12 protein-coding genes are annotated in these 15343 nt (G+C 73.1%); 3 read left to right on the forward strand and 9 right to left on the reverse strand.

Features of this window, described 5'->3' with window-relative positions; translation table 11 throughout:
• The first annotated feature begins 190 nt into the window (after positions 1-190).
• Positions 191-982, forward strand: a complete 792-nt coding sequence (locus KK483_RS32205; protein WP_262008731.1) for an SGNH/GDSL hydrolase family protein — start codon at positions 191-193, stop codon at positions 980-982.
• 28 nt (positions 983-1010) lie between these two features.
• Here KK483_RS32205 and KK483_RS32210 read toward each other — a convergent pair whose 3' ends face one another.
• The 5 genes from KK483_RS32210 to KK483_RS32230 all read right to left on the reverse strand — a co-directional run bounded on the left by KK483_RS32210 (position 1011) and on the right by KK483_RS32230 (position 5883).
• Positions 1011-1931 (reverse strand): carbohydrate kinase family protein, encoded by a 921-nt coding sequence (locus KK483_RS32210; protein ID WP_262008733.1) that lies wholly within the window; start codon positions 1929-1931, stop codon positions 1011-1013.
• Positions 1932-1960: 29 nt separating this feature from the next.
• Positions 1961-2581 (reverse strand): TetR/AcrR family transcriptional regulator, encoded by a 621-nt coding sequence (locus KK483_RS32215; protein WP_313879496.1) that lies wholly within the window; start codon positions 2579-2581, stop codon positions 1961-1963.
• Between the two features lie 4 nt (positions 2582-2585).
• Positions 2586-3797, reverse strand: coding sequence for an amidase (locus KK483_RS32220; protein ID WP_262008734.1), 1212 nt, complete (start codon positions 3795-3797; stop codon positions 2586-2588).
• A 174-nt stretch (positions 3798-3971) separates the two neighbouring features.
• On the reverse strand, positions 3972-5183 hold the full coding sequence (locus tag KK483_RS32225) for a glutamate dehydrogenase (protein ID WP_262008735.1): 1212 nt from the start codon (positions 5181-5183) through the stop codon (positions 3972-3974).
• Positions 5184-5247: 64 nt separating this feature from the next.
• The gene (locus tag KK483_RS32230) at positions 5248-5883 is read right to left on the reverse strand and encodes a carboxymuconolactone decarboxylase family protein (protein WP_262008736.1); all 636 of its coding nucleotides are present in this window, start codon (positions 5881-5883) and stop codon (positions 5248-5250) included.
• 276 nt (positions 5884-6159) lie between these two features.
• On the opposite strand from KK483_RS32230, the gene KK483_RS32235 reads away from it, so the two are divergent.
• Positions 6160-7362, forward strand: coding sequence for an MBL fold metallo-hydrolase (locus tag KK483_RS32235; RefSeq protein WP_262008737.1), 1203 nt, complete (start codon positions 6160-6162; stop codon positions 7360-7362).
• Positions 7363-7697: 335 nt separating this feature from the next.
• Here KK483_RS32235 and KK483_RS32240 read toward each other — a convergent pair whose 3' ends face one another.
• The gene (locus KK483_RS32240) at positions 7698-8921 is read right to left on the reverse strand and encodes a metallophosphoesterase (RefSeq protein WP_262008739.1); all 1224 of its coding nucleotides are present in this window, start codon (positions 8919-8921) and stop codon (positions 7698-7700) included.
• A 300-nt stretch (positions 8922-9221) separates the two neighbouring features.
• On the opposite strand from KK483_RS32240, the gene KK483_RS32245 reads away from it, so the two are divergent.
• Positions 9222-9764: an FABP family protein gene (locus tag KK483_RS32245; protein ID WP_262008740.1), complete on the forward strand. Its 543-nt coding sequence runs from the start codon at positions 9222-9224 to the stop codon at positions 9762-9764.
• Positions 9765-9909: 145 nt separating this feature from the next.
• Here KK483_RS32245 and KK483_RS32250 read toward each other — a convergent pair whose 3' ends face one another.
• From KK483_RS32250 to KK483_RS32265, 3 genes are all read right to left on the reverse strand, one after another.
• Positions 9910-11097 carry a sensor histidine kinase gene (locus KK483_RS32250; protein ID WP_262008741.1) on the reverse strand — a complete coding sequence of 396 codons (1188 nt, stop codon included), beginning with the start codon at positions 11095-11097 and terminating at the stop codon, positions 9910-9912.
• Positions 11098-11463: 366 nt separating this feature from the next.
• Positions 11464-13485: a SpoIIE family protein phosphatase gene (locus KK483_RS32260; protein WP_262008744.1), complete on the reverse strand. Its 2022-nt coding sequence runs from the start codon at positions 13483-13485 to the stop codon at positions 11464-11466.
• 168 nt (positions 13486-13653) lie between these two features.
• A complete protein-coding gene (locus tag KK483_RS32265) occupies positions 13654-15195 on the reverse strand; it encodes a GMC family oxidoreductase (protein ID WP_262008745.1) in 1542 nt (513 codons plus the stop codon).
• Between the last annotated feature and the right edge of the window lie 148 nt (positions 15196-15343).

The raw sequence follows: 15343 nt of genomic DNA on the forward strand, positions 1-15343 counted from the left end.
CCCACCTGACGCGGCGTCAACGCCGTCCGCCGCCCCCTGTCCTGACGCAGGGGGCGGCGGACGTCTGTGCGGCGCGCCCCGGCGACGTATTCCCGAATCGCGCAAAACTGACCGGGTGGTCTATGTCACGCCTCGTCAACCCCTCCCTACGGTGGCGTAGGTCACTTCACGAGGTGAATGATGTCTCGACGTGGCAGACGATTCGCGATCAAGAACAAAGGGTGTCTTCACGTCGTACGCGGCGATCGGTGACAGCTTCACCGAGGGGGTCGGGGACCCCGGTCCCGGGGGGCGGTTCGTGGGCTGGGCGGACCGGCTCGCGGTCCTGCTCGACGACCGCGTACCGGAACACAGCTTCCGCTACGCCAATCTCGCCGTGCGCGGCAGGCTCCTCGACCAGATCGTGGAGGAACAGGTGCCCCGGGCGCGGGAACTCACCCCCGACCTGGTGACGTTCTGCGCCGGCGGCAACGACATCATCCGGCCCGGCGCCGATCCCGACCACGTCGCCGAGCGCTTCGAGCGGGCGGTCGCCGACCTCACCTCCGTGGTCGGCACCGTCATGGTGACCACCGGCTTCGACACCCGTGGCGTGCCGGTGCTCCGCCATCTGCGCGGCAGGATCGCCACGTACACCGCGCATGTGCGCTCCATCGCCGACCGCTACGACTGCCCGGTCCTCGACCTCTGGTCCCTCAAGTCCGTCCAGGACAGGCGCGCCTGGGACGACGACCGGCTGCACCTCTCGCCCGAGGGCCACACCCGCGTCGCGCTGCGCGCCGCCCAGGTGCTCGGCATCGGGGTGCCTGCCGACCCCGACCAGCCCTGGCCGCCCCTGCCGCCGCGCGGCACGCTGGAGGTCCGGCGCGATGACATCCACTGGGCGCGCGAGTACCTCGTCCCGTGGATCGGGCGGCGGCTGCGGGGCGAGTCGTCCGGCGATCACGTCGAACCGAAGCGTCCGGACCTGCTGCCGCTCTGAGGATCCACCGCGACGGCGGGGATCCGCGTCAGACCTGAGCCGCCGCCAGCTCACCCGGTCCGATCAGCGCCGAACCGCCCCGGCCCGTACAGGCGTAGGCCCCGGCCACCGCGCCCAGTCGGGCGCAGTCCTCCGCGGCGCGGCCGGCCAGCCGGCCGTAGAGGAAGCCGCAGACGAACGCGTCCCCGGCGCCGTTGGAGTCCACCACGGGCCCGGGCGGCGCGGTCGCCGGGATCGGGCGGGGTGTGCGGCCGCCGTCGCGGGTCATCAGGTACGAGCCGCCGGCGCCGGCCGTCGCGATCACGGCCTCCGCCCGGCCCTCGCGCAGTATCTCCCGCATCACCGACGCGATCCGCTCCCCGGCGCCGGCCGCACTGAGGAAGACCACGTCGGAGCGGAGCGCGAACTCCCGGTGGTGGTCGTCCACTCCGTCCCAGTCGTGCAGATCCGTCGAGACGGGGACGCCGAGCTCGGCGATGTCGTCGTAGAGGAACCGCGCGAAGTCGACGATCGACAGATGGACGTGGCGGGCCCGCCGCAGATGGGAGAGGTAGAAGTCGCGCGGCATCCGCAGATCGCCCGGGTCACGGGCGTCGTAGAAGGACATCCGGCGGCCCGTCGCGTCCACGAGGTTCACGGCGCGCCGCGTGCCGGAAGGAGAGAGCAGGTGCGCGAAGTCCACATCGCCCTCGGCGAGCCGCTCGCGCACCAGCGTGCCCGGCCGGTCGTCACCGATGAAGTCCAGCAGGGTGACGCCGAGTCCGAGGGCCCGGCAGCCGAGGGCCACGTTGCCGCCGGTGTGCCCGGCCCACTCGGTGATGGGCGGGACCCCGACCGAGTCCGCGAGCGGCACCGGCAGCGAACCGACACGGACGACCGTGTCGACCCCGCTGCCGCCGATCACCAGGACGTCGAGATCCGCACGGACCGTACGCTGCGCCGCCGACACCGCTTCCCCTCCCATGAGCCACCCGAGCGCTACGTACTCTGCCGGGTCAGCGCCTCGCGGTCGAGCCCCAGTTCGCGGGCGAGGGCGTCGTCCGTCCAGCCCAGCATGGCGGCGCGGCTGAGCGACCCCGCGTACGACGTCATCTGGACGGCCAGACCGTCGAGCAGGGCGGTCAGCCGCCAGGCGGCCGACACGGGGTCGGGGCAGTGGAACTCGCCCGCCGCCGCGCCCTGCGCGATGACCGCGGTCAGCTCGGCCTTCCACTGCTGGTCGAGCTCGCGGGCCACCTCGCGCAGCGCGGGTTCGCGCAGTGCGGCGGCCCAGCCCTCGATCCACAGGCGCCAGCCCTTGGCCTGCCCGGTGGGGGCGTACCAGCGGACGGCGGCCCGCAGCCTGCGCACCGCGGAGGTGCGGCGGCCGAGGATCCTGCGCAGCTGGGCGAGATCGCCCTCGGCGGCGTAGGCGAAGGCCGCGGCGACGAGCTTCTCCTTGGTCGAGAAGTGGTACAGCACCAGGGCGTTGCTCACCCCGAGCGCGGAGGCGACATCGGCGATCCGGACGGCGGACGCACCCCGGGCCTCGATCTGTTCGACGGCCGCCCGCAGCAGTTCCTCCTGCCGCTCCGCGACGCTCAACCGGACTCTCGCCACCCGGTCACCCTACACACGCCTGTGCGAACTCCAGCAGCCTGCGGTCCGCGCCGTGCGCCGCGACCACCGCGAGCCCAACGGGCAGCCCCGCCACCGACATCCGGGGCAGCACCAGACAGGGAAGACCCGCCGAGCTCACCGGACAGGTGAGGCGGAAGGTGGCGGTGCGCAGGGCGGCCTTGCGCTCGGGCGGCTCGTCGACGAGGGGGGCGGGCCCGGCCGCCGCGGGCAGCAGCAGGACCGCGTCCTCGGGGACGGCCGCGCGCAGCGCCCGGCCCGCCCGCTGGACCACCCCCTCGGCGGCCGCCCGGCGCTCGGCGGTGACCTCGGACGCACGGGCGAAGCGGGCCCCGATCCCCGGCCCGAGCGCGCCGGGATGAGCGCTCACCCAGGCGCCGTCGCACTCCCAGACCTCGGCGCCCTGGGCCGTCGCGAAGGCCGTCGCCAGGCTCACCGGATCGATGCCCGGGGACGGCAGGTACTCGATGCGCAGTCCGGCCGGTTCCGCCAGTTCCGCGGCCGCCCGCGGGAAGGCTTCGCGTACGCCCGGCTCCGCGAGAGCCACGAGATCGGCGGCGATCAGGGCCGTACGGAACGGGGGACCGGAATCGGCGGCGCCGGCGAGCCCGGTGGGCCCGGCGGCCGGGTGCGCGGGCAGCAGCACATCGCCGAGGCGCGCCAGCGTACGGGCGTCCCGTGCGAGCCAGGCGACGGTGTCGAAGGACGGCGCCAGCGGCAGCATGCCGGTGGTGGGGACGGCGCCGTGGGTGGGCCGCATACCGTACAGCCCGCAGTACGACGCGGGCACCCGGATCGACCCGGCGGTGTCGCTGCCGAGGCCGGCGTCGGCCTCGCCGCGTGCGACGGCGGACGCGGGGCCGCTCGACGAGCCGCCGGGGACGCGGCCGGGCGCGGCCGGGTTGGGCGGGGTGCCGTAGTGCGCGTTCGTGCCGTTGAGGCTGTAGGCGAACTCGTCGGTCTGCGCGATCCCGGTCACCTCGGCCCCCGCGTCGAGCAGCGCGCCCACCGCCCGGGAATGGGCCCGTTGGGGCTCGGCCTCGGCCAGCCACGCAGGGTTGCCCGCGCCCAGCCGGTGCCCGGCGACGGCGTGCACGTCCTTGACCGCCAGTCGCAGCCCGCGCAGCGGTCCGTCGCCGGCCCCGGGGACCAGCGGGTCGCCCTTCTCCCGCCACACCGCGGTGTCCGCCGGTTCCATGCGGCCTCCCTGGGCTCTCCGCGACGACCGATCGCCTCTCCGATCGCCTCTCCGATCGCTTCTCCGGGCGCCTCTCCGATTGCCTTTCATCGAAGCACTACTCGATGCACTACTCGAAGCGCTCCGCAGGCGCCGGGAGTGCCCGCACCGCGGCCACGGGCGTTCGCGTACCGGCTATCCGTACCAGCCGAAGCGCTCCGCCATCACCGGCAGCCGCTCGGCGACGATCGCGTGCGCGGCCGCCCTCGGCGTCGTGCCGTCCGCCTCGGCGCGCGCCAGCATCAGATCGATCAGACCGCGCATCGCGCGACGGGTGTACGCGAACGCCTCGTCCGCGTCCGCACCGATGTCCCCGAAGAGCGTCCACCACCACCAGGCGTTCGTACCGGAGTTGACGACGACGTCCGGCAGCACGGTCACGCCCCGGGAGGCGAGGAGCGCCTCCGCCTCGGGGAGGACCGGCATGTTCGCCGCCTCGACGATCCACCGCGCCCTGATCCGCGCCTGGTTGACGGTGTCGACGGCGTACGAGACTGCGGCGGGCACGAGCACCTCCGCGTCCGCCGAGAGCCAAGCGTCGCCCGGCAGCTCGGCGTCGCCGGGCCGCAGCGCCGCACGGTCCACCGTCCCGAACGCGTCGCGCGCGGCGAGCAGCGCCTCGATGTCCAGGCCGTCCGGGTTGGCGATGGTGCCCTTGACGTCGGCGACGGCGACGATCCGCAGCCCCGCCCGGGACAGGAAGCGGGCCGTGGCACCGCCCATCGTGCCGAAGCCCTGCACGCAGACACGGGTTCCCGCACGGCCGTTGCCCGCCCGGTCGAGCGCGGCGAGCACCGACTCGGCGACACCGCAGCCGCCGACCAGTTCGTCGAGACCGATGCCGTCGACCTCCACGGCGAAGGCGTCGGCCAGCCGCCGCCGCGCGGCCGCCTCGTCGTCGAGCAGCGGATAGACGGCCTGGACGGTCGAGACGAGCCCGGCCTCGGCCGCCGCCCGGTCGACGACGTCCTGGGTGAGGCCGAGGTCCTCGCCGGTGGTCCAGAAGCTCTCGATGTACGGCCGCATCGCACGCAGATAGCGGACGAGCACGCCGTACGCCTCCGGGTCCTGCGGGTCGCAGTCGATGCCGCCCTTGGCGCCGCCGAGGGGGATGTAGCGGGCGGTCGGCTCGTCGGCGTCGTAGTGCAGGGCTTCCTTCATCGTCATGCCGCGGGCCAGCCCGGCCACCTCGTCGAGCGTGCACCCTCCGCGCATCCGCAGCCCGCCGCTGGCCACCCCGCGCACCAGCCGGTCGACGACGAGATGGCCCTGCCGGCCGGTGACGTGGTCCGTCCACGTGAGGCTTATGAGGGGGAGGGGCGTCCGCTGGGTCTCGGACTCGGGCATGGTGCCTCCGGGCACGACGGCGTACTGAACTGTCGTTCAGTATCCGGAGGCAGCTGCGGCGATGTCAACGCGAAGCCGTGCCGGAGGAGGGGCGGTCGGCCCGGTCGGCCCCCTCGGCCCCCTCGGCCCGCTCGGCCGGGACGCCGTCGGGCCGACCGGGCAGTTCGCAGTGGTCCTTGAAGCCCTGGCTGGTGAGCCCGAGCGCCGAGTTGATCCGGGAGCGCAGGTTCTCCACCGCCACGATCGCCGTCAGCTCGACGTACGCGGGCTTGCCGAGCGCCCTCAGCAGCCGCTCGGCCAGCTCGTCCGTGACCTCGGGTGGATTAGTGGTCATCGCCTCCGCGTACTCCATGACGTCCCGCTCGAGCGGTGTGTACACCTCGCTGTCGCGCCAGACCGGTACCTCCTGGACCTTGCGGGCGTCGACGCCCTCGCGCGCACTGACCCAGTAGCCGAAGTCCATGCACCAACTGCACCCGATCGATGCCGCCGTGGCCATTTCGGCGAGCGCCTTGAGGCCCGGGTCGAGCGCGTTCCACTTGGCGACGGCCATCTCGAAGCGGAGGTCCGCGCGCAGCACGCGAGGGTTGTGCGCGAGCGCCTTCACGGGGTCGAGAACCTCCTTGTAGGTGCGCTTCGAGTACCACTCCGTCGCCCGGTAGAAGAGCGAGCGGGGCGGGGTGAGCGGGATGCGGGCCATGGCGGGCCTCCTCGGTGTCGCTCGTGACGTCGCGTGGACGTCCTGACACCCGTACGACGGACCGCGCGGCAGCGATGTGACATGCCGTGCCGTGCGATGCCGTGCCGCGCGATGCCCGGTGATGCCGTGCCGTGCCCGGTGAAGCCGAGCCGTGCGATGCCGTGTGGTGCCGCTCCGCCCGGGATCTCCCGCCGGGAATCTTCCGCCCTGCTTCTCCGTTCCAGGTCATGCGCAGCCCGCGCCCATAATGGAAGACCCAGACCTCCAGGAGGCCCCGTGACCGGTGTCGCTCCCCGGCCCTCCCTGCGCTCCAGGCTGCGCGGGCTGAGGCCCCTCGCCTTCGGGGCCGACCCGGCAGGGGATCGGATGGAGCGGATCCGCCGCTCGCCGAACTTCGCCGACGGGGTGTTCCAGAACCCGCTCGGAGCCAGGACGCGGCCGACCGGCTCGACGATCGAGTTCGCGAAGGTCTACTTCCAGAAGGAGGCGCGCAGGCTCCGGGCCCCCGCCGCCCCCGTGCCCCTGCACACCACCACCCTGGACGACCTCGCCGAGCCGCCCGCCACCGGGCTGCGCCTCACCTGGCTGGGGCACTCCAGCGTGCTCGCCGAGATCGACGGGCGGCGGGTGCTCTTCGACCCGGTCTGGGGCGAGCGGTGCTCGCCCTTCCCCTTCGCCGGACCCCGGCGGCTCCACCCCGTGCCGCTGCCGCTGGCCTCGCTCGGACCGGTCGACGCGGTCGTCATCTCCCACGACCACTACGACCACCTGGACCTGCCCACGATCCGCGCGCTGGCCGGCACCGACACGGTCTTCGCGGTGCCGCTGGGCGTCGGCGCCCACCTGGAGCGGTGGGGCGTCTCCGAGGGCCGCCTGCGCGAGCTGGACTGGACCGAGTCGACGGAGATCGCGGGGGTACGGCTCACCGCCACCCCCGCCCGGCACTTCTGCGGCCGGGGCCTGCGCAACCAGCAGCACACGCTCTGGGCGTCCTGGGTCGCCGAGGGCCCCTCCGGCCACCGGATCTACCACAGCGGGGACACCGGCTACTTCCCGGGCTTCAAGGAGATCGGGGCCGAGCACGGCCCCTTCGACGCCACGATGATCCAGATCGGTGCGTACAGCGCGTACTGGCCGGACATCCACATGACCCCCGCCGAAGGCATGCGCGCCCACCTCGACCTCCAGGGCGGGGCCCCGCACGGAGTGCTGCTGCCGATCCACTGGGGAACGTTCAACCTCGCCCCGCACGCGTGGGCGGAGCCGGGGGAGTGGACGAAGGACGCCGCCGATGAGGCGGGCCAGGCTGCCGCCTTCCCCCGGCCCGGCGAGCCCTTCGAGCCCGCGGGCGAGCTCCCCACGGCCCCCTGGTGGCGCGACGTGTCCGGGCAGATCGCTCGTCCTTGGCGCAGCCGGACGACCTTGCGCGCTTCTTCGGAGGTGGCGAACGGTGATCTCGACGTCGCAGCCGATCGGTGATCCTGAGCGACGGACGGCCTCCGGCGGCCACCGAGTTCACGCCCCCGGCTGAGTTCACGCCCGTTGCCGCGCGTCGAGTGCGACAGGAGGCGCGCCGGGGCGGTGGACAACTGCCGGTGAACGAGCCACGCGAGGCTGCCGGGAGCATGTGGTCGCCCACAGCGGTCCGCTGAGGCGCGCGCTGTGAGCGGCTACGCCTCGGTGTCGGCGTCCGGAGCATGCGGATCAGTCCATCGGCGCCGGACCGGATACCCGGGTGCGCTTCGTACCGGCCGGGATCGCCGCACCCCGGAAGGCGATCGGGGTGCGGCTGTGCCGTGTGCGGAGCGCCGGCCTCAGCGGGTGGCAGCCATGGCGGGAGCAGCGGTGAAGCTGTGCGCGAGGTGCGCTGCCGAGGCCGCCACGTCCACGGTGTACGCGTCGATGGTCAGGCTTTCGGCCGACGCCTTGAGCACCATGAACCCGTGGTGCGCGAAGTCCTGCCAGCGTGCCGGGTTGGTGCCGTGAGCCTCGCCGTCACCCGCCTTGCCCGCCGCACCGCACACGATCTGCCGGGTGCCGCGGCTGCGTGCGGTGGGCTCGAGGATCTGCAGCGTGTGGTCGTGGCCGGACAGGATGAGGTCGGCTCGCCCGCACACCACCTCCTCGTACAGTTCCTTGAGATGGATGCCGCTGGTGTAGTCGCCGATGACGAAGCCGTCGTACGAACCGGCGCTGCCGTGCTTGCCGTTGTTCAGATACGGGTGGTGGCCGATCACGATCTTCCACGTGGCGCGCGAGGCGGACAGCGCGGAGTCCAGCCAGCGGCGCTGCTCGCGCATGTACGGGCCGTCCCACTGGAAGTACGGGTCCGTCTGGGTCACCGTCGAGGCGACCGGGTTGGTGTCCAGCGCGAAGAACTCCAGCAACGGGGTGCCGAAGCCGGCGGCCGAGGGCAGCGCGGCGGTGTAGTAGCGGGCCGGCATGTACCAGCGCCGCGAGGTGGCGGCGTAGGCGACCTCGCGGTCGCCGCGTGAGGGGTCGCCGCCGCTGCCGGGGATCAATCCCGAGCAGTCGTGGTTGCCCAGCACCATCAGCCAGGGCACGTCGATCCCGTCGTTGGGCTGTTCGAACTTGGTCGTGAACTCGTCGTCGTCCGCGGACTCGGGGCCGTTCTCGTAGAGGTTGTCGCCAAGGCCGACGGCGAGCGAGACGCCTTCGGCGCGGCATATCGCCTTGGCCGCCGCGGCCACGGCGTACTGGGCCTCGCCACCGGTGCCTGCGTCTCCGGTCAGCAGTACGGCGTACTCCCCGCCAGGGCCGGGCCGGCCGGGGAAGGGGAACCTGTCGACGGGGGCGGCGCCGGCGGAACTCTCGGCGGCGGCCCCGGCCTGCGGCAGCAGCCCCAGGGCGGCGGCCCCGGCGACGGCGCCGCCCAGCACCGTGCGCCGGTTGATCAGCGTGGACGGGGCGTCGCAAGCGGGGACGGAACGGTCGGTGGTGGCCACGCCCCGGTCCAGGTCCAGCCACTGGCGCTCGGTGAGGTCGGGCCGCGGGGGGATGTACTCGTCATCGCACATCCCATGTTTCTCGCAGGTAACTCCGCCTGCCCGGTGAATGGCCGGTGGATCCTGCGTGCAAGTCCCGCGCGGCCCCGGCCTGTCGGGCCGCCGGTTCTGCCGCTCGTCGCCGCGGGCCGTCCGTGTCCGGCTGCCTCGGCCTCGCCCGCTTCGGACTCAGGGATCCCGACGAACGGCCTACGCTTCCATCCGGCAACCGCAACCGCAACCGCAACCGCAACCGCAACCGCAACCGCAACCGCAACCGCAACCGCAACCGCAACCGCAACCGCAACGGCCTCGACCTCAGGAGCGCACACCGTGTTCGATCCCGCACCGGAGTACCCGTACCGCGACGGCCACCGGCCGGACGAGGCGCCTGCCCCGCATGCGCTGCTCACACCGGTGACGGGCCTGCTGGGCACGTGGCGGGGGCGGGGCCGCGGCGGCTACCCGACGATCGCCGGGGACTTCGCGTATGCGCAGGAGGTCACCTTCAGCCACGACGGCCGCCCCTTCCTCCGCTACGAGTCCCGGGCCTGGCTGCTCGATGCCGACGACGCACCGCTTCGGCCGTCGGCCCGGGAGAGCGGCTGGTGGCGGCTTCAGCCGGAGGGCCGCGTGGAAGCGCTGATCACCCAGCCCACCGGCATCGCGGAGATCGCGGTCGGTCGCGCGGCCGGCAACACGGTCGATCTCGCCACGCACGAGGTGGCCGTCACCCCCACGGCCAAGGAGGTCAACGCCACTCGTCGTCGCTACACCCTGGCCGGCGACGGCACCCTCACGTTCGTCCACGACCTCGCGGCGGTGGGTCAGCCGTTGCAGCACCATCTCTCGGCACAGCTGCGGCGCACGGAGTAGCCCGCACGCGTGCCGGGCCACCACCGGCGAGTCCCCACTGTGCCGGCCGTTCGCGTGCGGGCGTGCGGGCGTGCGGGCGTACGGGTGAACGGTGGTCGCCCGGATCGGCGGCGCCGAAGCGGGCCTCAGCGGCCGCGGCCGGAGCTCATCCGGCGGGCCGGTCGTCCGTGTCCGTGTCCGTGTTCGGCCCACGGTGCGGGATGAAGGCGTCGAGGCGGTAGCCACCGTCGTACGGTCCGGCGGAGAACGTGCCGTCCAGGAGCTGAACCCGCTCCCCGATGCCGATCAGCCCGTTGCCGCCGCTCTGCGCGGGCCCCACGTCGTCGTTCGCGGGCGGCGGTCCGTTGGTGACCTGCACCTCGACGCCGTCGGGGCGGCAGTCGACCAGGACCTCGACCTGTGCTCCGGGCGCGTGCTTGGCGGCGTTGCCGAGGCCCTCCTGGACGATGCGGTGGACGGCGCGCTGCACCTGGGCGGGGACCGACTCGGGGTGCCCGTCGATCCGCAGCCCGACCGGCTGGCCGTATCGCTCGGCGCGGTCGACGAGCTTGCCCAGCTGGGAGATGTCGGGCTGGGGCGCCGTGGAGAAGTCCAGGTCGCCCTTGCGGCCGGGCGTGAGCACGCCGAGCACCTCGCGCAGCTCCTCGAGGGCCTGATGCCCTTCGCCCCTGATCAGCTCGGCGGCGTCGCCGAGCGCCGGGTCCTTCGCCTGCTGGCCGATCCTCAGAGCGCTCGCCGTGAGCATGATATTGCCGACGCGATGGGCGACGACGTCCTGGAGTTCACGGGCGATCCGGGCCCGCTCGCCCACCTTCGCCCGTTCCACGAGCAGATTCCGTTCGCGTTCCACCGCCTCTGCCCTGCCCTGGGCCTCGGTGGCCAGGTCGCGGCGGATCGCGACGGCGTACCCGACGACGAGCGGCCCCAGGATGAGCGCGAGGGCGAACGCCGAGTAGCGCACGTCCAGGCCCGGCGCACCGGCCAGCAGGCACAGCACACCCGCCAGACACCCTGCCACGCCGAAGAGCACCAGGGTGCGCATGCTCCGCCGGTAGTGCTCTCCCACCGTGTACATGGCGACGGCCAGGGCCGCCGGCGTGAATGCGATCACGTACCCGACCATGATGGCTGCCGCCACCACGCCCGGGGCCCGTCTGCGCCACCACAGCAGGGCGCTGACCAGCAGTGACACGGAGGCCACGACGGCGGTCGACTGCCCGGTGAGCAGCCCGTTCGGCGCCTTGACCCAGGAATCGCCGAAGGCCACGAGCATGACGATCCCGGTGACCAACGCATCCTTCTGCCGCTCCGACCAGCCTTTGCGCTCGGTCACCAAAGCCTCCACACCACGCGCGGCCTTCTGTGCCGGCAACTTCTCCGCACTGCATGTACGTGCACTTGTTGCCACTTTATGGCGGTACATCCCTCTAAGCGCTTCAGCGGAAGGAGCACCGCCGCACCGTGACCCACGGTGATCCGCCATGGACATCACTTCACGTGTGCGGGGTACCCGCCAACTGCCTGCGCCGGAGGTCAGTGCAGGCATTCGACCGCTGCTCAGAGGAGAAGCCGTGAAGAAGCGCGACCGCGAAACGGACGGAGAGCCCGTGCCGAGGGACCCGCCCGACCAGCAGGCGTCGGAGGAGGACGACCGGTGGGACCCCGGGACGGATGCCCGAGGTCCGAATGATCGAGACGGTCACGAAGACGTGCCCGACGTGGACGAAGCCGGTGCAGGGCCGCGCGGCGCGCCCCGGTCGGCCGGGGTGCGCCAGGACCAACCCGTACCGGACGAGCCGTCCGGCTGACGTCCTGCGGCCGGCCTCGCCCACCGCTTGTCGGTCGCCCCGCCGGTGCGCGGGTGCCGGCAACGCCCGTGGTGCGGAGGCTCGTCGGGCGCCGGGGTGGGCCCGTCGGCCTCGGTGGGTGCGGGGTCGTGACGGGTCGCCGGTTCGTGGTGGTTCGCGTCGTCGGGGGAGGCGGGGGCCGGGGTGCGGGTGCGGGCGAGGAGGAGGGTGACGTCGTCGGGGGGTGTCGTGTTCGGCAGGGTGTCGATGACCGCGGCGCAGAGGTCGTCCAGGGGGAGGCCGGGTTGTGCGAGAGCGGTGCGGATTCGTTCCATGCCGGCGTCGATGTCCTGGTGGCGGTCCTCGATGAGCCCGTCGGTGTAGAGGGCGATGACGCTCCCCTCTGGCAGGTGCAGTTCCGCGGCCTCGTACGTCAGCATGCCGAGGCCGAGGGGCGTGCCGCTGGGGATGTCGGGGAAAGTGACGCCGCCGTCGGGGTGGACGACCGCGGGCGGTGGGTGCCCGGCCCGCGCGATGGTGCAGCGCCGAGTGGCGGGGTCGTAGACGGCGTACAGGCAGGTGGCGGCCAGGGTCGGGACCGGAGTGTCGGCGTCCTCTTCGCCGAGGTGCATGACCGTGCGGTCGAGCCTGGTCATCAGTTCGCCCGGGGGCAGGTCCAGGTCGGCGAGGGTGCGTACGGCCGTGCGCAGTCGGCCCATCGTGGCCGCGGCTCCGATGCCGTGGCCGGCCACGTCGCCCACGACGAGCGCCACGCGGCCGCCGGGCAGGGGGAAGACGTCGTACCAGTCGCCGCCCACACCGCCCTCGCCGTCCGCGGGGAGGTAGCGGGCCACCACGTCCGTCGCGGCCCCGCCGCTCACGCCGCGCGGGAGCAGGCTGTGCTGGAGGGCGAGGGCGGTGGCGCGCTCACGCGCGTAACGGCGGGCGTTGTCCAGGCTCAGCGCGGCCCTGGCGACCAGTTCCTCGGCGAAGAGCAGGTCGGCCTGGTCGAACGGCGCAGGGGTGTCCGACCGTACGAACACCGCCACCCCCAGCAGGACACCGCGGGCGTGGACCGGGACGACCATCAGGGAGTGCATGCCCAGCTCACGGATCTTCGCGGCCCGCGCCGGGTCGTCGTCCAGCCATGTGCCGGGGGAGGTTTCCAGGACCGGTTGCAGCACGGACCTGCCGGAGGACAGCACCTGAATGAAGGGCGAGGCGGGCGGAACATAGACCGCCTCGCCGCGCGGCCACAGGGACTCCGGGGTACCGGCGTGGACCGAGGCCATGCCCGCGCGCCGGAACTTCGGGCTGGCTCCGCCCATCGGACCCAGCCGTTCCAGGGGCTCCTCGCCGAGCCGGACGGCCTCCGTCAGGTCGACGGTCACGTAGTCGGCGAGCAGCGGCACGGTGAAGTCGGCCAGTTCCTGCGCCGTGCGCATGACGTCCAGGGTGGTGCCGATACGGGCACCGGCCTCGCTGACGAGGGCCAGCCGGTCCTCGGCCCACCGCCTGCCGGTGACCTCCAGGACCACCTGGCACACCCCCAGCGCCCGGCCGTCCGTGTCGTCCAGGCGGATGGCGCAGACGGAGAACGTACGGCTGCCCTGGGCGTGTTTCATGATCGGGACGCGGTACTCGCGGCCGAAGTCCGAGGCGCCGGTCGCCAGCACCTCCCGCATCGCGGACTCCAGCGTGCCGGCGTCGCCGGGCAGCGCCGTGCCCGGCCGGCGGCCCAGCCGCTGCTCCCGGGGGATTCCGTCGTACGTCTCCAGGGAGTCGTTGACCCAGATGCAGCGCAGGTCGGTGTCCCAGATGGCGATGCCGAGCGCGGAGCGGGTGAGGAGGGATCCCAGCGCGGTTCCGGCACCGTCGCCCGCGCGCCGCAGGATGCCGGCCAGGTCTGTCGGTGGGGGGTTCTGTCCTGCCATGTCTCGATTCTCCGGCTGTGTTACGGGGGATCGCCCTCGGTCGGTCCTCGGTCGGTCCTGGGTCCGCGGTCGGTCTTGGTCGGTCCTGGGTCCGCGGTCGGTCGTCGGTGCGGTGGAGGACGCCGGTGCCGGCGCCCGGGGCGCCGGCGGATACCGGCCCGCCACCGCTCAGGACCGGAGCATGTCCGCCGCCCGTTCCGCGACGGCGTAGACGGTGGCGATGATGTTGGCCGACGGGATCGACGGCAGGACGGAGGCGTCGGCCACGCGGAGTCCGCCGACACCGCGGACGCGCAGGTCGGCGTCGACGACGGCCAGGGCGTCGGCGCCGATCCGGCAGGTCCCGACCGGATGCATGTACGAGGCCGCGGTCCTGCGTACGTACGCCCGCAGGCCGGCGTCGCTGTCGACGTCCGGGCCTGGCTGCACCTCGCCGCCGCGCCAGTCGGCGACGGCGCGCGCCTGCCCGATCCGCCGGGCGAGGCGCAGGCCGGCGACCATCGTGGTCAGATCGCGGTCGTCCCCGAAGTAGTTCGGGTCCACGACGGGCAGGGCGCCCGGCTCCGCGCTCGCGAGGCGGACCGTGCCACGGCTGCGGGGCCGCATCGGGGAGACCCCGATGGTGTATCCCTGTCCCTGCTCGGGCACCTCGGCCGAGGGCATATGGCCCGGGGCGTCGACCAGGAGCACCTGCAAGTCCGGCTGCTGCACCCCGAGTCGGCTGCGCACCAGGCCGATGGCCTCGCCATGGTTGTTGACGCCCGCGGGCACGGGCCGCGCCGCGTTGTAGACCACGTAGGCGATGGGGTGGTCGTGCAGGTTCGCCCCGACGCCGGGGAGGTCCAGGACGACCTCGACGCCCGCCTCGCGCAGGTGCGCCTGCGGTCCGATGCCGGAGAGCATCAGTAGTTGCGCGGACCCGATGGTGCCCGCGGTGAGCACCACCTCGCCCGAGCACCCGACGGAGACGGCCCCGTTCCCGGTGCTGTACTCCACGCCCGCGCATCGCCCGCTCCTGATCTGCAGGCGGTGCACCAGAGCCCCGGTCACGACCGTCAGGTTGGGGCGGTGCAGCGCCGGGGCGAGGTAGGCGTCGGCGGCGCTCTGCCGCCTGCCGTCGACGATGTTCAGGTCGGTCCACCCGAAGCCCTCCTCCAGGCCGCCGCTGACGTCGCTCGCACGCCGGTACCCGATCTCCGTCGCCGCCCTGAGGAGAGCCGCCACGACCGGGTGCGGAGAATGGGCGGGCCCCACGGTCAGCGGGCCGCCCACGCCCCGGAGCGCCGGATCCCGTGCGGGGGCGTTCTCGCTGCGCTTGAAGTAGGGCAGCAGGTCGTCGAACCCCCAGCCGTTCGCGCCGTCGGCCGGCCAGGCGTCGTAGCTGGAGCGGTGGCCGCGTGCGAAGGTCATGGCGTTGATCGAGGAGCCCCCGCCGAGTACGCGGCCGCGCGCCAGGGAGACGCTGGTGCCGGTGGCCGGCTGCGGGACGGTGGTGTCGCCCCAGTTCGCCGAAGTCTCCAGCAGGGCCGGCCAGGCCGGCGGTGCGGCCGTGGTGTCCGACGCCTGCGCGCCTCCCGCCTCCAGCAGCAGCACGTGCGCGCTGTCGTTCTCCGACAGCCGCGCGGCCACGACACTGCCGGCGGTGCCCCCGCCGACGACGACGAAGTCGTAGCTTTCCGTGCTTTCCGTGCCTTCCGTTATCACTTGCATGTCGAGGGTCACCTCTCCGGCACAGTCCGTGTTTCCAGTGATATCGCTCATCGCGCTAACACTGCCACAGTAACTCGCATGGGGTAATAGTGATACAAAGATTTCGTTTACATTGGAAATGTGACAAAAGGGGCAAATTGGACGGCAG

Origin of the sequence: Streptomyces sp. FIT100, from assembly GCF_024584805.1 — a bacterium.
GTDB lineage: Bacteria > Actinomycetota > Actinomycetes > Streptomycetales > Streptomycetaceae > Streptomyces.